At 72.4% G+C, this 23,316-nt stretch carries 21 protein-coding genes; 14 read left to right on the top strand and 7 right to left on the bottom strand.

All coding sequences use genetic code 11. The features are described 5' to 3' along the window. Position 1: 1 nt before the first annotated feature. Positions 2–769, top strand: a complete 768-nt coding sequence (gene fabI / locus SM793_RS22650) for an enoyl-ACP reductase FabI (protein ID WP_320440090.1) — start codon at positions 2–4, stop codon at positions 767–769. Between the two features lie 83 nt (positions 770–852). On the opposite strand, the gene SM793_RS22645 is transcribed toward fabI, so the two are convergent. The 4 genes from SM793_RS22645 to SM793_RS22630 all read right to left on the bottom strand — a co-directional run bounded on the left by SM793_RS22645 (position 853) and on the right by SM793_RS22630 (position 5,254). After that, positions 853–1,887, bottom strand: a complete 1,035-nt coding sequence (locus SM793_RS22645) for a hypothetical protein (RefSeq protein ID WP_320440089.1) — start codon at positions 1,885–1,887, stop codon at positions 853–855. A 20-nt stretch (positions 1,888–1,907) separates the two neighbouring features. Then, positions 1,908–4,079: a DUF6571 family protein gene (locus SM793_RS22640; RefSeq protein ID WP_320440088.1), complete on the bottom strand. Its 2,172-nt coding sequence runs from the start codon at positions 4,077–4,079 to the stop codon at positions 1,908–1,910. A gap of 2 nt (positions 4,080–4,081) precedes the next feature. Then, positions 4,082–4,423, bottom strand: a complete 342-nt coding sequence (locus SM793_RS22635; RefSeq protein ID WP_320440087.1) for a hypothetical protein — start codon at positions 4,421–4,423, stop codon at positions 4,082–4,084. A gap of 159 nt (positions 4,424–4,582) precedes the next feature. Further along, a complete protein-coding gene (locus SM793_RS22630; protein WP_320440086.1) occupies positions 4,583–5,254 on the bottom strand; it encodes a FadR/GntR family transcriptional regulator in 672 nt (223 codons plus the stop codon). A 76-nt stretch (positions 5,255–5,330) separates the two neighbouring features. Between SM793_RS22630 and SM793_RS22625 the strand changes: the two genes are divergently transcribed. The 3 genes from SM793_RS22625 to SM793_RS22615 all read left to right on the top strand — a co-directional run bounded on the left by SM793_RS22625 (position 5,331) and on the right by SM793_RS22615 (position 7,454). Continuing rightward, positions 5,331–6,644: a CynX/NimT family MFS transporter gene (locus tag SM793_RS22625; RefSeq protein ID WP_413816017.1), complete on the top strand. Its 1,314-nt coding sequence runs from the start codon at positions 5,331–5,333 to the stop codon at positions 6,642–6,644. A gap of 47 nt (positions 6,645–6,691) precedes the next feature. Further along, positions 6,692–6,814: an SGM_5486 family transporter-associated protein gene (locus tag SM793_RS22620; protein ID WP_266274030.1), complete on the top strand. Its 123-nt coding sequence runs from the start codon at positions 6,692–6,694 to the stop codon at positions 6,812–6,814. A 112-nt stretch (positions 6,815–6,926) separates the two neighbouring features. After that, complete coding sequence (locus SM793_RS22615; protein WP_320440084.1) at positions 6,927–7,454, top strand: histidine phosphatase family protein; 528 nt, start codon at positions 6,927–6,929, stop codon at positions 7,452–7,454. A gap of 131 nt (positions 7,455–7,585) precedes the next feature. On the opposite strand, the gene serB is transcribed toward SM793_RS22615, so the two are convergent. Further along, the gene (gene serB / locus SM793_RS22610; RefSeq protein ID WP_320440083.1) at positions 7,586–8,860 is read right to left on the bottom strand and encodes a phosphoserine phosphatase SerB; all 1,275 of its coding nucleotides are present in this window, start codon (positions 8,858–8,860) and stop codon (positions 7,586–7,588) included. Between the two features lie 303 nt (positions 8,861–9,163). On the opposite strand from serB, the gene SM793_RS22605 reads away from it, so the two are divergent. The 3 genes from SM793_RS22605 (at position 9,164) to SM793_RS22595 (ending at position 13,838) form a co-directional block, all read left to right on the top strand. Continuing rightward, positions 9,164–11,728: an FHA domain-containing protein gene (locus SM793_RS22605; protein WP_320440082.1), complete on the top strand. Its 2,565-nt coding sequence runs from the start codon at positions 9,164–9,166 to the stop codon at positions 11,726–11,728. 369 nt (positions 11,729–12,097) lie between these two features. Next, complete coding sequence (locus SM793_RS22600) at positions 12,098–13,195, top strand: GAF domain-containing sensor histidine kinase (RefSeq protein WP_320440135.1); 1,098 nt, start codon at positions 12,098–12,100, stop codon at positions 13,193–13,195. Then, positions 13,188–13,838, top strand: coding sequence for a response regulator transcription factor (locus SM793_RS22595; protein ID WP_320440081.1), 651 nt, complete (start codon positions 13,188–13,190; stop codon positions 13,836–13,838). The genes SM793_RS22600 and SM793_RS22595 overlap by 8 nt, the downstream gene beginning before the upstream one ends. Before the next feature lie 5 nt (positions 13,839–13,843). Here the strand turns inward: SM793_RS22595 and SM793_RS22590 are convergent, their stop codons facing one another. Continuing rightward, the gene (locus SM793_RS22590) at positions 13,844–14,644 is read right to left on the bottom strand and encodes a hypothetical protein (protein ID WP_320440080.1); all 801 of its coding nucleotides are present in this window, start codon (positions 14,642–14,644) and stop codon (positions 13,844–13,846) included. 148 nt (positions 14,645–14,792) lie between these two features. Between SM793_RS22590 and SM793_RS22585 the strand changes: the two genes are divergently transcribed. The 6 genes from SM793_RS22585 (at position 14,793) to SM793_RS22560 (ending at position 20,850) form a co-directional block, all read left to right on the top strand. After that, positions 14,793–15,584, top strand: a complete 792-nt coding sequence (locus SM793_RS22585; RefSeq protein WP_320440079.1) for an ABC transporter ATP-binding protein — start codon at positions 14,793–14,795, stop codon at positions 15,582–15,584. A gap of 181 nt (positions 15,585–15,765) precedes the next feature. Then, a complete protein-coding gene (locus SM793_RS22580) occupies positions 15,766–16,188 on the top strand; it encodes an NfeD family protein (RefSeq protein WP_030398242.1) in 423 nt (140 codons plus the stop codon). Positions 16,189–16,198: 10 nt separating this feature from the next. Next, complete coding sequence (locus tag SM793_RS22575) at positions 16,199–17,254, top strand: SPFH domain-containing protein (RefSeq protein ID WP_320440078.1); 1,056 nt, start codon at positions 16,199–16,201, stop codon at positions 17,252–17,254. A gap of 168 nt (positions 17,255–17,422) precedes the next feature. Further along, positions 17,423–18,181 carry a sulfite exporter TauE/SafE family protein gene (locus SM793_RS22570; protein WP_320440077.1) on the top strand — a complete coding sequence of 253 codons (759 nt, stop codon included), beginning with the start codon at positions 17,423–17,425 and terminating at the stop codon, positions 18,179–18,181. A gap of 264 nt (positions 18,182–18,445) precedes the next feature. Next, positions 18,446–18,748, top strand: a complete 303-nt coding sequence (locus SM793_RS22565) for a 4a-hydroxytetrahydrobiopterin dehydratase (protein WP_320440076.1) — start codon at positions 18,446–18,448, stop codon at positions 18,746–18,748. Positions 18,749–18,882: 134 nt separating this feature from the next. Continuing rightward, positions 18,883–20,850, top strand: coding sequence for a PQQ-binding-like beta-propeller repeat protein (locus SM793_RS22560; protein ID WP_320440075.1), 1,968 nt, complete (start codon positions 18,883–18,885; stop codon positions 20,848–20,850). A 90-nt stretch (positions 20,851–20,940) separates the two neighbouring features. Here the strand turns inward: SM793_RS22560 and SM793_RS22555 are convergent, their stop codons facing one another. Then, on the bottom strand, positions 20,941–21,477 hold the full coding sequence (locus SM793_RS22555; RefSeq protein ID WP_320440074.1) for an HNH endonuclease: 537 nt from the start codon (positions 21,475–21,477) through the stop codon (positions 20,941–20,943). 342 nt (positions 21,478–21,819) lie between these two features. Between SM793_RS22555 and tyrS the strand changes: the two genes are divergently transcribed. Beyond that, the gene (tyrS, locus tag SM793_RS22550; RefSeq protein ID WP_320440134.1) at positions 21,820–23,082 is read left to right on the top strand and encodes a tyrosine--tRNA ligase; all 1,263 of its coding nucleotides are present in this window, start codon (positions 21,820–21,822) and stop codon (positions 23,080–23,082) included. The last annotated feature ends 234 nt before the right edge of the window (positions 23,083–23,316 follow it).

Raw genomic sequence — 23,316 nt, 5'->3', positions numbered from 1 at the left:
CATGAGCGGAATCCTTGAGGGCAAGCGCATTCTGATCACGGGTGTGCTGATGGAGTCCTCCATCGCCTTCCACACCGCCAAGCTGGCCCAGGAGCAGGGTGCCGAGGTCATCCTCACCGCCTTCCCGCGGCCGAGCCTGACCGAGCGCATCGCCAGGAAGCTGCCGAACCCGGTCAAGGTGCTGGAGCTGGACGTCTCCAGCGAGGAGCAGCTGGCCGGCATCGCCGACCGGGTGCGCGAGCACCTGCCGACCCTGGACGGCATCGTCCACTCGATCGGCTTCGCCCCGCAGGACGCCCTGGGCGGCAACTTCCTGAACACGCCGTGGGAGTCCGTGGCCACCGCCATGCACGTCTCGGCGTTCTCGCTGAAGTCGCTCACCACGGCGCTGCTGCCGCTGATGCAGGACGGCGGCGCGGTCGTCGGCCTCACCTTCGACGCCCAGTACGCCTGGCCGCAGTACGACTGGATGGGCCCGGCCAAGGCCGCCCTGGAGTCGACCAACCGCTACCTGGCGCGCTACCTGGGCGAGCGGAACATCCGCTGCAACCTGGTCTCGGCCGGCCCGATCGGCTCGATGGCCGCCAAGTCCATCCCGGGCTTCCCGGACCTCGCCGCCACCTGGGACAACCGCTCCCCGCTGAAGTGGGACCTGAACGACCCGGAGCCGGCCGGCCGCGGCGTCGTCGCCCTGCTGTCGGACTGGTTCCCGAAGACCACCGGCGAGATCGTCCACGTCGACGGCGGCCTGCACGCCATCGGCGCCTGACGCCTCCGGTAGGTACGAACGCCGCTGCCCGGCACCCCTCTTCTCGTGGGAGGGGTGCCGGACAGCGGCGTTTCTGTTGGCGGCTACTTCGGCGCGACCGGCTCGCAGCCGAACTTGGCGGCCATGGCGTTCGCCCAGACGCGGAAGACAGGGGTTTCGGTGGGTTGGGAAGAATCGGGGAGCGCGAACCCGAAAGCGTGCAGGGTGAGCGTTCCACTCGCGCAGGAAGCGACCACGGTGCTGCCGTTGTTGCTGCCCCGCCAGCCCCCCGGGGAGGATGCCAACGGCTTGTCGCTGATGTGGATGGCGAAGTCCGGGTAGCGGCTGTCGAGGGTGGCGGTGAACTCGTAGAGCAGCCGCTGCCGGATATCGGTGTAGATCCAGCAGCTCTGGACCGGTGCCGAGCTGCTGCTGATGTCCTGACGGGCCCCGTCCGGCAGTTTGGTGACGGCAGTGGCCCCCGGAACTCCGCAGAGTTGCCCGTCGTCGACGGGCTGTCCGATCTGTTCGCCGCCGGTCAGATGGACGTCGGGGACGTCTGCCGATCCGCAGCCGGAGCGGCGGGCTACCGCTGCCGCGAAGTCGGCGGCCAGCCGGGCCAGGTCCTGTCGGGCCTCGGGCGACGCGGTCCGGTCCGCGCGGGCGAAACGGTAGGGGTCGGGCTCCTTGTCGCGGACCACGTCCAGGGCGACCGCGTCGGCGTCCCGCTTCGGGTAGTTGTTCGTGTCCTTGGGGTCCAGCCTGCAGCCCGGCGCCATCATCAGCCAGCCGCGGGCGTTGCCGAACGCGCCGACCGGCCCCCGGTCCGGCTGGGACATCGCCGGGTCGGCCCGCAAAGAAAGCTCGTAGGGCTCGGCCATCTTGGTGCGGAGGTGGATCTCGGCGACGTACTTGCCGCCGCGCTTGAGACTGATCGCGCAATAGGCGTCAGGGTCGCTGCGGTTGGTCGACACGTCGCTGTCGGCAACCACGATCTTGCCGCTGCCGAGGACCCGTTCGGCGTCCTTCGCGTCAATGGCGCCGTCGCAGAGCCGGTCCGGAAGATACAGGTTCGTATACTGCCAGGACGCGTAGCCGCCTGCGCCGAGGGCGAGAACGAGCACACCGGCGAGGATCACCCAGGCACGTCGTGAGAGCTTCACTGCTGACCGTTTCGTCCGAGGGCGATCATCGCGTTCAGGTTGCCGGTCGTGTGGCCGGTTTTCATTTCCGTGGAGACTGCGTTGGTCGTCTTCGAGTCCTCGGGCAGGTTGTTCGCCTGACCCCACGCCAGGGCCATCTCGTGGCTCTGGGTCCTGGCGGCGAAATGGGTGTCGGAGTTCTTGGCGTTACCGTCGAATTGGGCGTCCTCCTTGACGTTGTCCACCCATTTGGAGATGCCCGCGTCCACGAGGGCGCCGGCGACGTCCCCGACCTCGGGGATGAATCCGGTCACGGTGCCGTTCATCGATGAGGCGAACTCGCCCGTCTTCTCGGCCCACTCCATCCTGTCGTCCTTCTCGTCCAGGATGACGTCGGAGCGGATGGCGTCGAATGCACCGAGGGCCGACCCGACCTGCCGTGCGGGTATGTCTCGATCCTCCGAGCTGTACTGCGGGTCTGCCGGCATACCGGCCAGGACCTCGGCGGCCTTGGCCCGTTCGGCGTTGTAGAGCGTGGCGTACGCCTCCGGATCGTCGGAGACGCCGCGCATGACCCGGATAAGGTGGTCGGGGCTACCACCGATGTGGCCCTCGCCGTTCTGCTCCCAGGTGCCGTCGCGCCCCTTGGAGGACTGGTTCTCGCTGAGGACCGCGTGTGTGTCGTCGACGTAGTCCGACAGGGCGTTGGCGAGTGGCAGCTTCAGGTCGTCGTGCACGGTTTCGCCCTTGCCGCCCCCGTCCAGCGCGTCGATCGCGCCCTGCATCACCCGCGCCTGGGCCGGGGTGTGCGGGCCGCCGTTGTGGGCGTTGTCGCCCGGGACGTCGCCGGTGGCGGCGGCTTCCAGGGCGGCGGCGAGGCCGGCCTGGTGGGTGCTCTTGTCGATCATCGGCGGGCCGAAGAGGGTGTTGGTGTAGGTGGTGGGCCACTCGCGGTCGCGCAGCAGGTACTTGAGGCGGTCCTCGGCGCCCGGTCCCTCGGGGTCGAGGAACTGGGTGGCGGCCTCGGGGTTCTGGCCCATCAGCTTGAGCACGCCGTCCACCGGGTCGTGCACCAGGTCCGGGCGGGGGCCGTTGAACTGGTACGACTTCCAGTGGTTGTCCTTGCGATCGGCGGCTATGACGTCGGCCCCGAGATCGTTCAGGAACTGCGCGCCGTACCCGGCGTTGCCGTGCTGCAGCAGGGTGGCGAGCGTCTGGTAGCCGTAGATCGGCGCCGTACTGCCGCCGAAGTGGCGGGCGTCGATGTTCTTGACGCCGGCCTCCTGCAGACCCTTGCGGAAGTCCTGGTAGAACTTCGTGCTGGTGTCCCTGGTGGCGCCGGCGATGGTGTTGGCGAGGTTGGTCTGGAGTTCGCCGTACTCGCCCTTGAGCTTGCCGCCGCGGTCGTTGAGCCGGACCTCCAGCTCGTCGGCGAGCAGCAGGGTGCCCTCGGCGCCGAGCGTGTTGAGCAGGGTCTGGCCGTAGACGGGGCTGCCGGAGTTGGCCTTCATCAGGTTGTTGAGCTCGGCGAGCTCCTCGGGGCTGAGCGTCTTGCCGTCCTTGAGCCGGGACGCGAGTTCGGCGGCGCGCCGGCCGTCGGCCTCGTCGCCGCCGCCGACGGCCTGGCCGTTGAACTCGTTCATCATGTCGCCGACCTTGGCGGCGCGGCGCAGTCGGAGGGCGGCCCGCTGGTCGGCGGCGGTCGCCTCCTCCACATAGACCTTGATCTTCTGTGCCCACTGGCCGGCGGCCTCGTTGCACTCGCGCTGGTAGTCCGGCTCGTGGTGGTAGGCGCTTCGGCTGGCCGGGTCGAGGGCGCCCACGTCGAACATCACCGAGCCGGTGCCGGTCACCTTCATTCCGTCGGCCTGGGCGTCGGCGACGGCCTGCTTCAGCTTCTTCTGCGCCGACTCGAAGTCGCCCTGGGCGTCCTTGATGATCGAGGCGACGGCCTTGGCCTCGGTCTGCGCGTCGATGGCCTGCTGCCGGGTGTAGCTGACGTGCTGGTTGGCCGCGGAGGCGGTCGAGCCGAGCCACAGGCCCTGGCTGCCGGTGACCGAGAGCACCTCACTCTCCAGCCGCTGCTGGACGCCCTGGTACTTGCGGGCCATCTCGGTCCAGTCGGTGACGGCCTTGGCCATCGCCGACGGGTCCGCCTTCATGACGTCCTCGAAACCGAGCAGGCTCATGCTCACGCCTTCCCACTGAACGACGTGGCGATGCCGTGTTCGACGTTCAGGTAGTTGGTGTGGGTCTGCCGCATCATCCCGGCCTCCTGGTTGAGCCGGCCGTTGAGCTGCGACACCTGCTCGTGCCACTCCTTGACCGCGCCGCGCAGGGCGGCGGCGGTGTCCCAGCCACTCAGCTTTCCTGCCGCGGCCTCGGTGGACTCGTCGGCGGTCTTCCCGGCCGCGGTGCTGTCGGTGGCGATGCCGTCGAGTGCGGTGGCCGCCTTGTCCAGCGCACCCGTCGACACCTTGGTGGGCCCCCCGCCACCCGGTCCCTGGCCCAGCTTCAGGTCCGGATCCGCCATCAGTTCTCCCCGTTGTGGTCCACCTGCGGCCGGAGACCGGCCGTCCGCGAATTTTCACGGGACGTTAGCACGCCAAATCCCGCCGCCCGCAAGGTGCGTGCAGGCGCGTGCAGGCACGAGCAGCCCCGCCCCGGGCCGGCCCCGACCCCCCGCCCCCGGTCAGCCCTCCGGGTCGCAGGCCCCGATGGCGCGGCCGGCCTCGTGCGAGGCGCGCTGGGCGTCGCGGGCGCGGATGGCGTCGACGATGTCGTCGTGGCCGAGGTAGCGCTCGGGAACGAGCTCGGGGCCGACGTCGTGGCGCAGCAGGGCCCGGGTGACCTCGCCGAGGTCGGCGTAGAGGGCGGCGAGCACGTCGTTGTGGGCGGCGGCGACGACGGAGTGGTGGAAGGCGGCGTCGGCCTGGACGAAGTCCTCGGCGTTGCCGGAGCGCCAGGCGTCCTCGCGGCGGGCGAGGGCGGAGTCCATGAGGTCGAGGTCGCGGTCGGTGCGGCGGCCGGCGGCGAGGCCGGCGGCGGCGGTCTCCAGGGTGGTGCGCAGCTCGGCGACCTGGGCCCGGTCGGCGTCGGCGAAGCGGCGGTGCATCACGCCGGCGAGTTCGCTGGCGGCCAGGACGTAGGTGCCGGAGCCCTGGCGGATGTCGAGCAGCCCGTTGTGGGCGAGGGCGCGGACGGCTTCGCGCACGGTGTTGCGGGCCACGCCCAGCTGTTCGACCAGGGCGGCCTCGGTGGGGATGCGCGAGCCGACGGGCCACTCCCCGGAGGTGATCTGCGCGCGCAGTTGGGCGATCACCTGGTCGGACAGCGGGGTGCGCTTCGGCGAGGACAGCGCCACGGGGGACTCCTTGGGTCGGGTGGGTCGGGCCATCATCCCAATTCGAGGATGCGCTAATTCATCCCATCATTCTATGATGGCCTGCATGTCGTCCGCAGCAGACACCGCAGATCCCGTCACCGCTTCCCCCCGGGCCGCCGCCCGGCCGCAGACCGAGCGGCCCGCTCCGCCCAGAGGCCGCCACCTCGGCTGGCTGTTCGCCCTGGCGATCGCCGCCGCCGCGTTCAACCTCCGCCCGGTGGTCACCAGCCTCGGGCCGCTGCTGGACCAGGTCCGCACCGACCTCGGGATGAGCCCGACCGTCGCCGGCCTGCTCACCGCCGTCCCCTCGCTCTGCTTCGCCCTGTTCGGCTTCGCCGCGCCCGGGCTGGCCCGGCGGCTCGGCCCGGTCGCGGTGGTCACCGCGGGCATGGGCGCGATCACCGCGGGCGTGCTGGCCCGCTCCTTCGCCGGCGGCACGGCGGTCTTCCTGCTGCTCACCGCGCTCGCGCTGGCCGGTGTGGCCGTCTCCAACGTGCTGATCCCGGTGGTGATCAAGCGGTACTTCCCGGAGAAGGTCGGGCCGATGATCGGCCTCTACTCGATGGCGCTCTCGGCCGGCACCGCGCTGGCCGCCGCCGTCACCGTGCCGCTGACCAAGGGGCTCGGCGGCGACTGGCGGCTCGGCCTCGGGGTCTGGGCCGGGCTCGGCGCCGTCGCCCTGCTGCTCTGGATCCCGGTGCTGCTCGGCCGGCGGCGGGAGTCGGGCGGACCGGCGGCCGGCGCGGCGGACACCGTGCGGCTGCCGATCACCCGCAGCCGCACCGCCTGGGCGCTGGCGATCTTCTTCGGCTTCCAGGCCACCGGCGCGTACGTGGTGATGGGCTGGCTGCCGACGATCTTCCAGGACGCCGGGGTCTCCTCGGGCACCTCGGGCGTGCTGCTGGCGCTGACCATGGTGATCGGCGTGCCGGTGTCCTTCGTCCTGCCGAACCTGGCCGCCCGGCGCGGTGACCAGCGGCTCTTCGTGGTGGTCCTGGCGGCCTTCGGCATCGCCGGCTACACCGGGCTGGCGGTGGCCCCGGCCGGTGCGCCGTGGCTGTGGGCGGTCCTGGTGGGCCTGTCCAACTGCGCCTTCCCGCTGGTGCTGACCATGATCGGCCTGCGGGCCAGGACGGCCGGCGGGGTGGCGCAGCTGTCGGCCTTCGCCCAGGGCGTCGGCTACCTGATCTCGATCCCCGGCCCGATCCTGATCGGCCGGCTCTACCAGGCCACCGGCGAGTGGTACCTGCCGCTCGGCTTCCTGGCGGTGCTGCTGGTGCCGCAGATGCTGTTCGGCCTGCGGGCGGCCCGGGCCCGGCACATCGAGGACGAGGCGGTGGCGACGGCCTCCGGGGCCGTCGCGGCCTGACGGGTCCCGGTGGGGGACGGGCGTGTCCGGGATGGGAGAATCCGGGCATGCCCGTTCTCGAACCGAACCCCACCGACGGCCACAAGAAGCTCGGCCAGCTGGCCGCGATCATCGGCGGCATCGTCGTCCTGCTGGTGATCGTCGCGATCGTCGCCCGGAACATCGGCTGACCCCGGGGGGACGCCCGGGTGAACCCCGCATGATGGCACTCCCCGACGCCGGGGGCGGCGCCATCGGGCAGCATCGCGCCCGCGGCCGGCTTTTCTGCCAAGCTTGCTGGGTATGAGCGCCGACACGCCCCGCAGGATCATCGTTCTCCGCCATGCCAAGGCCGACTGGCCGGACGGCGTCGACGACCACGAGCGGCCGCTGGCCGACCGGGGCCGCCACCAGGCCCCGGAATCCGGCCGCTGGCTCGCCGATTCCGGTATCAATCCCGACTACGTGCTCTGCTCGACCGCCCTGCGTGCCCGGGAGACCTGGAAGCTCGCCGCGCACGAGCTGCCGAAGCGGGTGCGGCGGACCGTCTACGAGGAGCGGGTCTACGAGGCCAGCCCCGGCGAGATCATCGCCGCCCTCCAGGACACCCCGGAGGAGTACGCCGACGTGGTCCTGGTGGGCCACAATCCGGGGGTGCTGGGCCTGACCCAGGTGCTGGCCGGCGACGAGGGCGACCGGGACGCGCTGGAGCGGCTGCGGCTCGGCGGCTTCCCGACCGCGGCCGTCGCGGTGCTCAGCTTCTCCGGTTCGTGGAAGAACGTCGAACCGGGTGTGGCGCAGTTGGTCTCGTACTTCACGCCGCAGGACTGAGCGGCGGGCAGCGGCCCGGACCGACGACGAGGGGCGCGCGGCCATGGTCCGCGCGCCCCTCGGTGCGTCCGGGCAGCCCGCGCGCCGTCAGCCCCGCGCGCCGTCGGCCCCGCGCGCCCGCCTCGGGGCCGTCAGGCCCGCAGGCCCGCCTCCGGGTGGTCCAGGACGTCCACCACGTCGGCCGCCTCGACCTCCTCGCGGGTGATCCCGAGCAGGTACAGCACGGTGTCCAGGAACGGCACGTTCACCGCGGTGTCCGCCGCCTCCCGCACCACCGGCTTGGCGTTGAACGCCACGCCCAGCCCGGCCGCGTTCAGCATGTCCAGGTCGTTGGCGCCGTCGCCGATCGCCACCGTCTGCTCCAGCGGCACCTTGGCCTGCTCGGCGAACCGCTTCAGCCAGCGCGCCTTGCCCGCCCGGTCGACGATCTCGCCGACCACCCGGCCGGTGAACCTCCCGTCCACCACCTCCAGGGTGTTCGCCGCCGCGAAGTCCAGGCCCAGCTGCTCCACCAGGTGGTCGGTGACCTGGGTGAAGCCACCGGACACCACCGCGACCTGGAAGCCCAGCCGCTGCAGGGTGCGGATCAGGGTGCGGGCGCCCGGAGTGAACCGGACCTCCGCCCGCACCTTCTCGGTCACCGCGGCGTCCAGCCCGGCCAGCAGCGCCACCCGGGCGCGCAGCGACTCCGCGAAGTCCAGCTCGCCCCGCATCGCCGCGGCCGTCAGCTCGGCGACCTCCTCCTCGCAGCCCGCGTGGGCGGCGAACAGCTCGATCACCTCGTCCTGGATCAGCGTCGAGTCGACGTCCATGACGATCAGCCGCTTGGCCCGCCGCTCCAGCCCGGCCGCCACCACCGCGACGTCCACCCGCTGGGTGGCCGCCTCCTGGGCCAGCTCGGCCCGCAGCCGGTCGGTGGCCACACCCGAGACCGCCAGTTCGACGGCGGTGACCGGGTACTTGGCGAGCCGGAACACCCGGTCGATGTTGCCGTCCGCGGCCGTGATCCGCGCCGTGAGCGCGGCGACGGCGGAGGCGGTCAGCGGGTGGCCCAGCACGGTGACGTGGGAGCGGCCCTCGCGGCGCGGCCGGTTGTCGCCGATCCCGGAGATGATCTCGGCCTGGAGCTTCTGCTCCTCGGCCCAGCGGTGCACCACGGCCCGCAGGTCGCCCTCGGCGCCGCGGACGGCGGGGGCGGAGACCAGGGCGCACAGCGTTATCCGGCCACGGGTGACCACCTGCTCGATGTCGACGACCTCGACGCCGAACCCGGCCAGGGTGGCGAAGAGCCCGGCGGTGATGCCGGGGCGGTCCTTGCCGAACACCTTGACGAGCAGGGTGCGCCCGTCCTCGGTCCGGGGCTGCGGGGCGGGGAACGGCTCGGCGGCCAAGGGCGATGCGTTCATGGTGCCTCCCACGCTACCCGGAGCCCGACACCGTGACGGCACCCGTCCGGTTCGTGGACGAGCCCGCAGCCCGGCCGCAGCCCGGCCGCAGTCCGGCCGCAGTCCGGCCGCACCGGGCCGTCCGGCCGCACCAGGTCGTACAAGGGCGGTCCGTGAATCGTTGCCGCCTGGTCACAGTCCGCGGGGGCGGCTTTCACCCCTGGCCGACGGGCTGGAATGATTCCCCCGTCAGATTCACGATCATTTCGCCCCACCTGGCCGGGGCGCACCATCGGGGGAACCGAGAGAGCGGGGCAGGCGAGAGTGCCGCAACTCGTCATCGAGATCAACGGACAGCAGCGGGTCATGGAACCCGGGCGGTCCTACACCATCGGTCGCAACCCGCAGTCGGACTTCCAGTTCGACGACGCGCGGGTGTCCTGGCAGCACGCCACCATGTCCTTCAACGGAGCGGGTTGGCAGCTGGACGACCACGGCAGCACCAACGGCACCTACACGGGCGGTGCCCGCACCATGCAGGCCCAGCTGTTCCCGGGGGCCGTGGTCAACCTCGGCAACGCCGAGAACGGCCCCAGGCTCGCGTTCTCCGCGCCGGCCGCCCAGCCGGCCGCACCGCCGGCCTGGCACGAGGCCGCGACCAGCCGGAGCGCCGCCCCGCAGCAGCAGTGGCAGCCCCCGGCGGCGCAGCCGCCCTACCCGCAGCAGCAGTGGCAGCAGCAGCCGGAGCCGCAGGCCCAGCCGCAGCAGCAGGTCCAACCGCAGCACTTCCCGCAGCAGCAGGGCTTCCCGGGGCAGCACGCCCCGCAGGGGTTCCCGCAGCAGGCGCCCGCCCCGCACGACGGCGGCCCGCAGCCGACGGTCATCCGCAACCTGACCGCCGGTATGAACACCATGCGGATCGGTCGTGCGCTGGACAACGACATCGTCGTCTCCGACCTCCAGGTCTCCCGCCACCACGCCGAGCTGCGCCAGCTGCCCGACGGCCGGTACGAGATCGTCGACCTCGGCAGCCACAACGGCATCTTCCTCAACGGTCTGCGGGTCGAGCGCCAGCTGATCGGCCCGCAGGACCGGCTGACGGTCGGCCACTCCAGCTTCGTCCTGGTCGGCGACCAGCTGCAGGAGTTCGTCGACACCGGCGCCGTCTCCTTCTCCGCCCGCCACCTGACCGTCGAGGTCGACTTCAAGGGCGGCAAGAAGGTCCTGCTCGACGACGTCAGCTTCGGCGTCCCGGAGAAGTCCCTGGTCGCCGTCATCGGCCCGTCCGGCTCCGGCAAGTCGACCCTGCTGCGCGCCCTCACCGGCTACCGCCCGGCCGACCGCGGCGACGTCCTCTACGACGGCCGCAACCTCTACAAGCAGTTCGCCGAGCTGCGCTCGCGCATCGGCCTGGTGCCGCAGTCGGAGATCCTGCACAAGGAACTGACCGTCCGCACCGGCCTCAAGTACGCGGCCCGGCTGCGCTTCCCCGGCGACACCGAGCCGCGCGAGCGCGAGGCGCGGATCGACGAGGTGCTCTACGAGCTGCGCCTCGACAAGCGCGCGGACAACCGGATCACCGCCCTCTCCGGCGGCCAGCAGAAGCGCGTCTCGGTCGCCCTGGAGCTGCTCACCAAGCCCTCGCTGATCTTCCTGGACGAGCCCACCTCGGGCCTCGACCCGGGTATGGACCGCGAGGTCATGCAGATGCTGCGCGGCCTCGCCGACGACGGCCGCACGATCCTGGTCGTCACCCACTCGGTGGCCGAACTCGCGCTCTGCGACCGGCTGCTGGTGATGGCGCCGGGCGGTGCGGTGGCCTACTTCGGCCCGCCGGACGAGGCGCTGCACTTCTTCGGGTACGAGACCTGGGCCGATGTCTTCCAGGCCTTCGAGAACTACCCGGACCACGACTGGGCCGGCCGCTACCGCAGCTCGGTGCACCACCAGCAGTACTCGGCGGACGTGGAGTCCGGCGCCGTGCAGTCCGCGCAGATCGTCCAGGAGGCGGTCCGCCCGCCCAAGCCGCAGAGCTGGGGCTCGCAGCTGTGGACGCTGATCCGCCGCTACGCCTCGGTGCTCGCCTCCGACCGGGGCTTCCTGGCGCTGTCGGTGCTGCTGCCGGCGGTGCTGGGCGCGGTCAGTGTGCTGATCCCCAACGAACCGGGGCTGGCACCGAACCCCAAGTCGCAGCTCGGCCTGAACAGCGGCGCCGCGACGATCATGCTGATCCTGGCGATCGGCGCCTGCTTCTCCGGCGCGGCGAACTCGGTCCGCGAGCTGATCAAGGAACGGGCGATCTACGAACGGGAACGGGCCACCGGCCTGTCCCGCTCGGCGTACATGATGTCCAAGATCATCGTGCTGGGCTTCTTCAGCGTGATCCAGGGCGCGATCATCTCCGCCGTCGGCTTCCTGCCGCGCAAGCTGCCCGCGCACGGCCTGGTGATCAAGGACCTGCCGATCCTGGAGATGAGCTTCGGCCTGATCCTGCTGAGCTTCGCCTCGATGATGTTCGGCCTGGCGATCTCGGCGCTGGTCAAGACCGCCGAGAAGACCATGCCGCTGCTGGTCATGTTCGCGATCATCCAGGTCGTGTTCACCGGCTGCCTGTTCCAGATCTTCTCCAAGCCCGGCCTGGAGCAGTTCGCCTGGCTGATGCCGGCCCGCTGGGGCACCGGCATGGTCGCCACCACGCTCGACCTGTCCAAGCTCCTCGGACCCTGGAACAAGGACTTCCAGAACCCCGAGTACGACGCGCTCTGGGGCCATAACTCGGGCCAGTTCTGGTTCGACGCCGGGATGCTGATCCTGATGTCCGTCATCCTCGGCATCATCGTCACCCGCCTCCAGCGCCGGCACGAGCCCGAGGTCATGCAGAAGGGCTGACGCCCGGCACCGCCACCACCACGGGGGCGGCCCGTCCCGACCGGGGCGGGCCGCCCCCGCGGCGTTCCCGGCCCTGTTCCCGGCCCTGTTCCCGGCCCTCGTTCCCGAGCCCGGTTCCCTGCCCGTCCTACCCGGTCAGGAGCGCACGACCTAGGTCGCTGGACCTGCGCCCCACCCGGCCGGGGACCGACGCGCGGGCCCCGCGGACGGCGGTAGGTTGGCGTCATGCCCACCGTGCCAAGCGACCACCGGCACGCCGGACTGCTGCCCGCCGACCGGATCCCGGTCGGCCCGCCGCCGGACGGCACCCTGCCCGCCTGCGAACCCTGCCTGGCCGGCATCGAGGCCGTCAGCCAGGCCCTGCTCGGAATGAGCCGCCACCTGGAGGTCCGCGAGGTCCTGCGCCGGATCACCGCCTCCGCCCGCCGGCTGCTCGGCGCCGAGTACGCCGCCCTCGGGGTCCCCGACGACCACGGTGGCTTCGCCCAGTTCGTCGTCGACGGCGTCACCGACGAGCAGTGGCGCGCGATCGGACCGCTGCCCCGGCAGCACGGCGTGCTCGCCGCGATGCTCCACGAGACCGGCCCGATCCGGCTCGACGACGTCCGTCGCGCCCCCGCCTTCGGCGGCTGGCCCGACGCCCACCCCCAACTCGGCGCCTTCCTCGGCATGCCCATCGTCGACGCCGACCACGAGGAGGACGAGGACGAGGTCCTCGGAGTCATCTACCTCGCCAACAAGCGCGGCGGCGGCGGCTTCACCGACCACGACGAGGAACTCCTGCGGATACTCGCCGCGCACGCCGCGCTGGCCCTGACCAACGCCCGCCTCTACGAGCGCAGCCGGGAACTCACCCTGGCCGGCGAGCGCGCCCGGATCGCCCACGACCTGCACGACGCCGTCTCGCAGAAGCTCTTCTCGCTGCGCCTCACCGCCAAGGCCGCCGCCAAGCTCGTCGACCGCGACCCGGCCCGCGCCCGCGCCGAACTCGCCGAGGTCGCCCGGCTCGCCGCCGAGGCCGCCGACGAACTGCGCGCCGTCGTCGTCGAACTGCGCCCCGCCGCACTGGAGGAGGACGGCCTCAGCGCCACCCTGGCTTCCCAGGTGCAGGTCCTCGACCGCGCCCACAACGCCGACATCGCCTTCGCCGCCGACCGCGTCCGCGCCCTCCCGCAGGCCCAGGAGGCCGCCCTGCTGCGGGTCGCCCAGGAGGCCCTGCACAACGCGCTGCGCCACTCCGGCGCCGGCCGCGTCACCGTCACCCTGGCCGGAACGCCCGGACGCGGCGCCGTGCTGCGGGTCAGCGACAACGGCCGGGGCTTCGACCCCGGGGCCGTCCGGCGGGCCGGCCGCCACCTCGGCCTGGCCTCGATGCGCGACCGCGCCGCCGCCGTCGGCGGCCGGCTCACCCTGGACTCGGCCCCCGGAGCGGGCACGATCGTCGAGATGGAGGTCCCCGGTGCCTGACACCCTGTCCGCGATCCGCGTCCTGCTGGTCGACGACCACCAGGTCGTCCGTCGCGGCCTGCGCACCTTCCTGGAGGTGCAGGACGACATCGAGGTGGTCGGCGAGGCCGCCGACGGCGCCGAGGGCGTCGCCCGGGCCCGCGCGCTCGACCCCGACGTGGTCCTGATGGACCTCAAAATGCCCGGCGTCGACGGCATCGAGGCGCTGCGGGCGCTCAAGGAGGAGGGCAGCCGGGCCCGGATCCTGATCGTCACCAGCTTCACCGAGCACCGCACCATGGTCCCCGCGCTGCGGGCCGGCGCCGCCGGGTACGTCTACAAGGACGTCGACCCGGAGGCACTGGCCGGCGCGATCCGCTCGGTCCACGCCGGCCACGTGCTGCTCCAGCCGGAACTGGCCGAGGCACTGCTCGCCGACGACGGCCCGCGCCCGCCGCAGGGCCGCGGCGGCACCCTCACCGAGCGCGAGCGCGAGGTGCTCGGCCACATCTCCGACGGCCGCTCCAACCGGGAGATCGCGCGCAGCCTGCACCTGTCGGAGAAGACGGTGAAGACCCACGTCTCCAACATCCTGATGAAGCTGGACCTCGCCGACCGCACCCAGGCCGCGCTCTGGGCCGTGCGGCACGGCGAGACCCGCTAGCCCGGCTACGGTTCCCGCTCGTCCACCAGCGCGTTGTACGCCGCGACCTGGGCCCGGCGGGCCGTGCGCCACAGCGGCGCCAGCGCCTCCTGCCGGGCCGCCATCTCGGAGGCGCTCACCGCCGCGCCGTGGCCGCCGGAGGCGATCGACAGCAGCGCCGCCACCTGCCGGGCCGACTCCAGCACCCGCACCGCGCGCGGCGGGTACCCGGGTGCGAGCAGCTCGGCGTGCCCGCGCCGCCGGTAGGCCTCCAGCGCCCGCAGCGACTCCGGTCCGGCCCCGGCCACGTCCAGCCGGGTCAGCAGCACGGTGGCCCGGCGCAGCCCGTCGGCCAGCTCGAACTCGGCCTCGTGCAGCGAGGGCACGTCGGCCGGCGGCGCGTCGTTCACCTCGGCGCAGCGCCACAGCACGGTCGCCGACCGGTCCCCGGGCGGGCCGAACACCTCCACCTCGGGCACCAGCCCCAGCGGTGCCCCGACCGCCAGCACGGCCTCCCCGGCCGCCAGCGCGCGCGTGTTGAACGGCGCCGGGCCGGTCAGGCCCAGCGGGTGCCCGGCCGAGGGCAGGGCCAGCCGCAGGCCCTCGACCCCGAGCACCCGCAGCCGTCCCAGCGCCCAGGTGAGCCCGTGCCGGTCGTCCGGGCCGTCCCCGGGCAGACCGGTCACCCGGTGGCTCTCGTCGGCCCCCAGCACCGCTGCGGCGGCGTTGTCGGGCGGCACCAGTCCGGCCAGCAGAGCATTGCCCCAGGCGGCCAGCCGCCCCGAACGGGGCTCTTCGTACGGATTGTCGGCAGGTGTGGCGAGCATCCGGCCAGCCTACGGAATCGGCGGACACCCGGGTGGCGTAGGTTTGCCCATGCGCGTGCGGCGCACCCACTCCGTGCCCACCGGCCGCCGGGACGGGACGCCGCTCGCACCGACGGCCGTATATCTGTTTTTTGGGGAAGGCATAGGCATGAGCGACGTGCTGGAGCTGGTGGACGTTTCCGTGGTCCGGGAGGGCCGCGCGCTGGTCGACCAGGTCTCATGGTCCATCTCCGAGGGCGAGCGCTGGGTCATCCTCGGCCCGAACGGCGCGGGCAAGACCACCCTGCTGCAGATCGCCTCCTCGTACCTGTTCCCGACCTCCGGCAAGGTCAGCGTCCTCGGCGAGAAGCTCGGCGAGATCGACGTCTTCGAACTGCGCTCGCGGATCGGCCTGGCCGGCGCGGCCATGTTCGACAAGCTGCCCGCCGATCAGACCGTGCTGCAGACGGTGCTCACCGCCGCGTACGGCATGACCGTCACCTGGCAGGAGTCCTACGAGCAGTTCGACGAGTCGCGCGCGCTCGCCCTGCTGGACCGCCTCGGCATGGCCGGTATGACGGACCGCCGCTTCGGCACCCTCTCCGAGGGCGAGCGCAAGCGCACCCTGATCGCCCGCGCCCTGATGACCGACCCCGAGCTGCTGCTGCTGGACGAGCCCGCCGCCGGCCTGGACCTCGGCGGCCGTGAGGACCTCGTCCGCCGCCTCGGCGCCCTGGCCCAGGACGAGTTCGCGCCCGCCATGGCGATGGTCACCCACCACGTCGAGGAGATCGCCCCCGGCTTCACCCACGTCCTGATGATCCGCCAGGGCAAGGTGCTCACCGCCGGACCGATCGACACCGAGCTCACGGCCCGCAACCTCTCCAAGTGCTTCGGCCTCCCGCTGACCCTGGAGCGCCACGGCGACCGCTGGTCCGCCCAGGGCCTGCCGCTCGGCTGAAACGGCCCAGGCCGCACCCTCCGGGAGGGTCCTCTGCGCGGCCCGACCGGGCCCGCCCGGACGCCCCCGGACGCCGCTGGACCCGGCCGGGCCGGAACCGGTCGCACGTGCGACCGGTTTCCGCCCCTCCACCTGCGGGAACTGACCGCCTCATAGGCCCTTCCCTCCCTAGGATGGACACGTGGACAGCTGGATCTGGTGGCTCCTGGTCGCCGTCGGCCTCGGTATACCGTTGGTGATCACCACGATGCCGGAGCTCGCGATGTTCGCCGTCGGCGCGCTCTTCGCGGCCGGCGTCGCCGGTCTGGGCGCCGACGTGGTGTGGCAGGTGCTGACCTTCGTCGCGGTCTCGGTCGCGCAACTGGTCGTCGTCCGCCCGATCGCCTACCGGGCACTGCGGAAGGGCCCGCAGATCAGAATGGGCATCGAGGCGCTCAAGGGCGCCACCGCGGTCGTCGCGGAGAAAGTCGACGGGGAGGGCGGGCGGATCAAGCTCAACGGTGAGATCTGGTCGGCCCGCGCGCTCCACCCCGAGCAGGTGTACCAGCCGGGAGAGCAGGTCGACGTCGTCGAAATCCAGGGCGCGACCGCCCTGGTCGTCTAGGGGAGAGTCCGTGGAACCCGTCCTTATCGTCCTGGTCGTCCTGGTCGTGGTGGCCTTCATCGCGCTGATCAAGACGATTCAGGTCATCCCGCAGGCCAGCGCCGCGATCGTGGAGCGCTTCGGCCGCTACACCCGGACGCTCAACGCCGGCCTGAACATCGTGGTCCCGTTCATCGACCGGGTCCGCAACCGGATCGACCTGCGCGAGCAGGTCGTGCCCTTCCCGCCGCAGCCGGTGATCACCCAGGACAACCTGGTGGTGAACATCGACACGGTGATCTACTACCAGGTCACCGACGCGCGGGCGGCCACCTACGAGGTCGCCAGCTACATCCAGGCGATCGAGCAGCTCACCGTCACCACGCTGCGCAACATCATCGGCTCGATGGACCTCGAGTCCACCCTGACCTCGCGCGAGGTCATCAACGCCGGCCTGCGCGGCGTCCTCGACGAGGCCACCGGCAAGTGGGGCATCCGGGTCAACCGGGTCGAGTTGAAGGCCATCGAGCCGCCGACCTCGATCCAGGACTCGATGGAGAAGCAGATGCGCGCCGAGCGGGACAAGCGCGCCGCGATCCTCACCGCCGAGGGCAACCGGCAGTCCCAGATCCTGCGCGCCGAGGGCGAGAAGCAGGCCGAGGTCCTCAAGGCCGAGGGTGAGGCCCAGGCCGCGGTGCTCCGCGCCGACGGTGAGGCCGCCGCCATTCGGACCGTCTTCGAGGCGATCCACGAGGGCGACGCGGACCAGAAGCTGCTGGCCTACCAGTACCTGCAGACCCTGCCCGAGCTGGCCAAGGGCGACGCCAACAAGCTCTGGATCATCCCGAGCGAGATCGGCGACGCGCTCAAGGGCCTGGGTGGCGCCTTCACCGGGATGACCGGCAACGGCGGTGCCAACGGCGGCGCGGCGGCCGCCCCCACCGCGGCCCCGGCCGCCCCGCCCGCCACCCAGGTGCCGCTCGACCCGGCCGTCGGGCCGCGCCCGCTGGACACCGACACCAAGGGTGCCGCCCGCCCCCGGATCGACCCGCTCCGGGAGTACCGCAAGAACAACCCCGAGCAGTAGCCCGCGCGCCCGCTCCACCGAGGGCCCGTCTCCCGTACCGCACGGGAGCGGGCCCTCGGGCGTGTTCTCCCCGGGTGTGTCCTACGTCCCGAATCCGGGCCGAGGCTGGTACCGGCACCCGTCCGTCCGGCATGATCACGGCGGCAGGACCCCTACTGGAGGTGGCTCATGACGGTCTGGGAGGCGATCGCCGTCCTGGTGGCGGGCGTCGGCGCGGGGATGATCAATGTGATCGTCGGCTCCGGCACCCTCATCACCTTCCCCGTACTGCTCGCCGTCGGACTCCCGCCGATCACCGCCAACGTCTCCAACTCCTTCGGCCTGGTCCCCGGCTCGGCCAGCGGCGTGCTCGGCTACCGGCGCGAGCTGGCCGGCCAGGGCGCCCGGCTCGCCCGCTTCGGCACCGCCTCCCTGCTCGGCGGCGTCCTCGGCGCCTACCTGCTGATCGAACTGCCCAGCGCCGCCTTCGACGCGATCGTCCCGGTGCTGATCCTGCTCGCCCTGGTCCTCGTGGTGCTGCAACCCCGGGTCGCCAAGGCCGTCGCGGCCCGCCGCCGCCCCGACGGCGATCAGCACGGCGGCCCGCTGCTGCTTGTCGGCATCTTCCTCACCGGGATCTACGGCGGCTACTTCGGCGCGGCGCAGGGCGTCCTGCTGCTGGCCCTGATGGGCATGCTGCTCCAGGAGGACCTGCAGCGGATCAACGGCGTGAAGAACGCCCTCGCGATGATCGTCAACGGCGTCGCGGCGCTGTTCTTCCTCTTCACCTCGACCGTGAACTGGACCGCCGCCGGGCTGATCGCGGCCGGTTCGCTGGTCGGCGGCATGGTCGGCGCCAAGGTCGGCCGCCGCCTCCCGCCGCAGGCGCTGCGCGCCGTCATCGTCGTCGTCGGCCTGGCGGCCGTCGTCAAGCTGCTCGCCACCTGATCCGCGGGGACGACCCCCGGCACGGCCCCGGCACGACGGCACGACCCCGGCACGGCCCTGGGAACGCGCCCGATCCGCGAGCGCCACGAGGTGTCGCCGGCCCCGGACGGCCCGGCCTCTATATGTTCCTACGGGTGCACGTCCTGCGGGCCGTGCACCGAGGAACGGCCGGCGCCTGCCCGAACCGCGGAGGCGAACTGGTCGCCCGTCCCCGACGGACGGGCTGACGACCGACCGGCCGCCGGCGACAGGACAGGAGAGCCGATGAGCCCCGAACGGCTGACCGAGGACGAGACCACCGCCGGGCTGGCAGCCCTGCCGCACTGGACGCGCGAGGGCGACAGCATCGTCCGGACCGCCGACGCCCCCGACTTCCCGGCCGCGATCCGGGTCGTGGCGGCCGTGGCCGAGGCCGCCGAGGCGATGGACCACCACCCGGACATCGACATCCGCTGGCGCACCCTGCGCTTCGTCCTCTCCACCCACAGCGCCGGGGGTCTCACCGCCCTCGACCTCGACCTCGCAGGCCGGATCGACGCCGCCCTCGCCGCCGAGTCCGCCCGGTAGGCGGCGGACCCGTGGACCGCTGAACCGGTGCGGTCGGGCCCCGTCCGACCGCACCGGAACCGTCCGCTCCGCCCCGCTCCGGGGGCGTGAGATGCTGACTGCCGCATCGCAGGCGGTCGGGAGGGACGGAACGGATGGCTCAGGATCCCCTCGGCGACGGCCGCCCGCAGTCGTGGCACCCGGGGCAGGCGCCCCAGGAGTGGCCCGCCGAGCATCCGGAGCACCCCCAGCATCCGGAGCACCCCCAGCACCCGCAGTACGCCGAGTACCCCGCGTACCCCGACGGGACGTCGCAGGCCCACCCCGGGTATCCGGGGCAGCAGGCATGGCCGGGGGAGTACGGACCGCAGGCATACAACCAGCAGGCATCCGGCCAACAGGGGTACGGACAGCAGGGGTACGGACAGCAGGGCTACGCGGAGCGGGGCTACGCCACCTACGACCCGCACACCTCGGGGGCCGGGTACGGCCACGGCCACGTCCCGCAGCAGCCCTGGACCCACGGGGCCGACGACGGAGCGGACCAGCACTCGCAGTACGCGCCCTACGTCGTCGTTCCCCAGCAGCCGACCGGCGGAGAGCTGTACGCCCCCGCCGGGGCCGAGTACTCCGCCGACGGCTACGTCCGGCTGGAGCCGGAACCCGTCGCAGAGCCCGCGCCGGCACCGGAATCCGAGCCCGAGCCCGTACTGCCCTCGCCCTCGCCCTCGTCGCGGCGGGCGGACCGCACCGCCGGCCGGTCCGGCCTCGCCGCCAGGGCCAGGGCCGCCGCGGACGCCGTCGTCGCCGCCGAGCACACCCCCGGCCGCCGGGCCCTGCTGATACGCACCGGCGCGGGTGTCGCCGCCCTCGGCGTCCTGGCCGCGGCCGGGCTCATGGTCGGCGTGGAGGGCGGCGGCTCCGCCGACAACGCCACCGGCGGCGAGCCGGGCTTCACCGTCGCGCACACCCGGACCTGGGCCGCCGGTGCCGCCACCGCGCAGTCCGGCGGTGACGACACCCTGGTCGGCAGCTGGCTGCTGGCGGGCGCCGTGGTCCGCGCCGACGCCACCGGCGTCCGCGCCTACGACCTCATGGACGGCCGTCCGACCTGGTCGATGGAGCCGCCCGCCGCCGGCGCCGTGCCCTGCGGCCTCTCCCCGACCGTCAACCTGACCGGCCTCGGCGCCGTGCTGTTCCGGCCCCGGGCCGACCCCAGAAGCCCGTGCTCGCTGGTCGCGGCCGTCGACACCGGCACCGGCCGGACGGCCTGGACCAAGGCGCTCTCCGACACCAAGGGCGCCTACGGCGCGAGCGTCGGCGTCACCGACGACAAGGTGATAGCGGTCGGCGACAGCCACGCCGTCGCCTGGGAGGCCACCGGTGGCAGCGACCTCTGGCAGTACACCGGGCAGGGGAAGTTCTGCACCCTCTCCGGCGGGGCGTCCGGCGGTAGCGTCCTGGTCGCCAGCTCCTGCGCCGACTCCACCCCCGTGGACCAGGCCGTCGCGCTGAACGCCGTCGACGGCAAGGTCACCTGGTCGCGGGCCCTGAACAACCGGCCGAGGACCGCGACGGTGCTCTCCGTCGAGCCGCCGGTCGTCCTCACCACCGGCGAGAAGCCCGAGGACGACCGGGTCCTCGCCTGGGGCGCCAACGGCGACCCCGCCACCGAGATCCCGGTCGCCGGCCCCGGGGGCCGGCTCGACGTCGCGCACGGGATGTTCTCGGCCACTCCCGGGGCGTTCTTCCAGGACCGCACGATGATCACCACGGTCGCCCCGGCGAACGGCGCCGGGGGCTCCGTCGCGGTGGTCGGCTACGACCTCGACAGCGGCAAGCAGCGCTGGCGGACCACCGCGCGGGAGAAGGGCGCGGCCCGGGCCGTCGCGGTGGACGGCGGCGCGCTGGTGCTCGCGGTCGACGAGCGCCTCGACCAGCCGGCCCACCTCAGCCGCTTCGCCCTGGCCGACGGGCGCCAGACGGTCGGCGGCAACTTCCCGCCCGGCACCGGCTCGCTGCTGGTCTCCGGACGGGTGCTGATCGGCGGCGGCCGGGTCGTCGCCGTCCCCGAGCACTCGACCAACTTCGGCACCGCGACCGGCTACCGGGCCCAGGAGTAGCCCGGTCGGGCCCTGCCCGGCCGCGCACCGACTTCCCCCCGTCGACGCGCGGCCGAGCTTCCCCCGGCTCCCCCCGGTCCGGATGCCGCCTCAGGCGGCGGCCGACGCGGCCGACGCGACCACCTGGGCCGGCAGCCAGGCCGCCAGCTCCCGGACGTCCGCGCCGCGCAGGCCCAGCGCCATCATCAGGGTGGCCTGCGGTGTCGGCACGAACGGCCGGCGGAGCAGCTTCATCCCCGCCTGCTCCGGCGTCCGGTCGGCCTTGCGCTGGTTGTCCTCGGAACAGGCGGCCACCGTGTTCATCCAGGTGTCCGTGCCCCCGCGCGACCTGGGCTGCAGATGGTCCACCGTGGTGGCCCGCCGCCCGCAGTAGGCGCACAGGTGCTGGTCCCGGACGAGCACCCCGCGGCGGGACCACGGAGCCTGTTGTCGGAACGGCACCCGGACGTACCGCTGGAGTCTGATCACCCGCGGCACCGGTACGGACACCCCCGTCCCGCGCACGGTGCGCCGCGGGTGAGCCTGCTCGACCACGGCCTTGTCCTGGAGCACCAGGACCACGGCACGCTGGAGCGACACCGTCGTCAGCGGCTCGTAGCTTGCGTTCAGAACCAGCGTGCTGCGCACCTCGGCCACCCTTCCGCGGGCGTGCCACGGCGGCACGACCGTCTCCACACACGTCACTGCCGCCGCGCGGCGGTGGGACCACTGTGAAGGGGCACAGGGCCGTCGAACAACGGAATTTCCGGTGTCGCCGAGGGGCACGGCCACGACGGGACCGACGGGAGCGGGACCGGCCCGGAATCCGGCCCTCCCGGAATCCGACCAGCCCGGCGCGTTCATGCCAGTGCGGAGAAAACTCGTTGGCCGTGACCGCGTAGGCTCTACAAAGCTGGAGTCGTCCCGCACCCGGCCCGGACGAACCGGGCCCGCACCGGGCGGGCGCCCGATCGAAGGAGAAGCGTGACCGTGACGGACATCGTCGACGAGCTGCGGTGGCGTGGGCTGATCGCCCTGTCCACCGACGAGGACGCACTGCGCAAGGCGTTCGCGGACGGCCCGGTCACGTTCTATTGCGGCTTCGACCCGACGGCCCCCAGCCTGCACCTCGGCAACCTGGTCCAGATCCTCACCATGCGCCGCATCCAGCAGGCGGGGAACCTCCCGCTCGGCCTGGTCGGCGGCGCCACCGGTCTGATCGGCGACCCGAAGCCCACCGCCGAGCGCGTGCTCAACGATCCCGAGACGGTGGCCGGCTGGGTCGACCGCCTGCGCGGCCAGATCTCGCGGTTCCTCGACTTCGAGGGCCCGTACGCGGCGCGCATGGTCAACAACCTGGACTGGACCTCCGGGATGTCCGCGATCAGCCTGCTGCGCGACGTGGGCAAGTACTTCCGCGTCAACAACATGATCGCCAAGGAGGCCGTCTCCCGACGGCTCAACTCCGACGCGGGCATCAGCTACACCGAGTTCAGTTACCAGATCCTCCAGGGCATGGACTACCTGGAGCTGAACCGCCGCTACGGCTGCAGCCTGCAGACCGGTGGCAGCGACCAGTGGGGCAACCTCACGGCCGGTACGGACCTGATCCGCAAGGCCGACGGCAAGTCGGTGCACGCGCTGGCCACGCCGCTGATCGTCAAGGCGGACGGCACCAAGTTCGGCAAGACGGAGTCCGGCACGGTCTGGCTCGACCCAGAGCTGACCACCCCGTACGCCTTCTACCAGTTCTGGCTGAACGCGGACGACCGGGACGTCCCCAACTTCCTGCGGATCTTCAGCTTCCGCTCGCAGGAGGAGGTCGAGGAGCTGGAGCGCGAGACCACCGAGCGCCCGGCCGCCCGCCTCGCCCAGCGCGCGCTCGCCGAGGAGCTGACCACGCTGGTGCACGGCGCCGAGCAGTACGAGCGCGCGGTCGCCGCCTCCAAGGCACTGTTCGGCCAGGGTGACCTCGCCGACCTGGAGGCCCCGACCCTGGCGGCGGCGCTGGCCGAGGTCCCCAAGGCCGAGGTCACCGAGCTCCAGTCGATCGTCGACCTGCTGGTCGCCGTCGGTCTCTCTCCGAGCCGTTCGGCCGCGCGCCGGACGATCAAGGAGGGCGGTGCCTACCTCAACAACGTCAAGGTGACGGACGAGGAGGCGGTGCCGGCCCAGGCCGATCTGCTGCACGGCCGCTGGCTGGTCCTGCGCCGCGGGAAGCGCAACCTGGCCGCCGCCGAGCTGGCCGAGTGACCGAAACCCGACGCCGCTGACCTGCGGCTTCGACTCTCAGGGGCGGGATCCAGCCGGATCCCGCCCCTGATGTTTGACGGTGTCCTCCAGGTGGACTAGTGTTGAACGAGTCGCTGAAACGGCCATCCCATCGAGTGCCAGTCGCTCGGAGCATGAATTTCGAGTAACTCTCGGAATGCGCTAATGTGGAGGACGTCGCAAGAAAGCGACCCCGACCAGTTCGGGAAATCCGAT

It is taken from the genome of Kitasatospora purpeofusca (assembly GCF_034043715.1).
GTDB lineage: Bacteria > Actinomycetota > Actinomycetes > Streptomycetales > Streptomycetaceae > Kitasatospora > Kitasatospora purpeofusca_A.
This window is presented reverse-complemented; position numbering and strand designations above follow the sequence as displayed.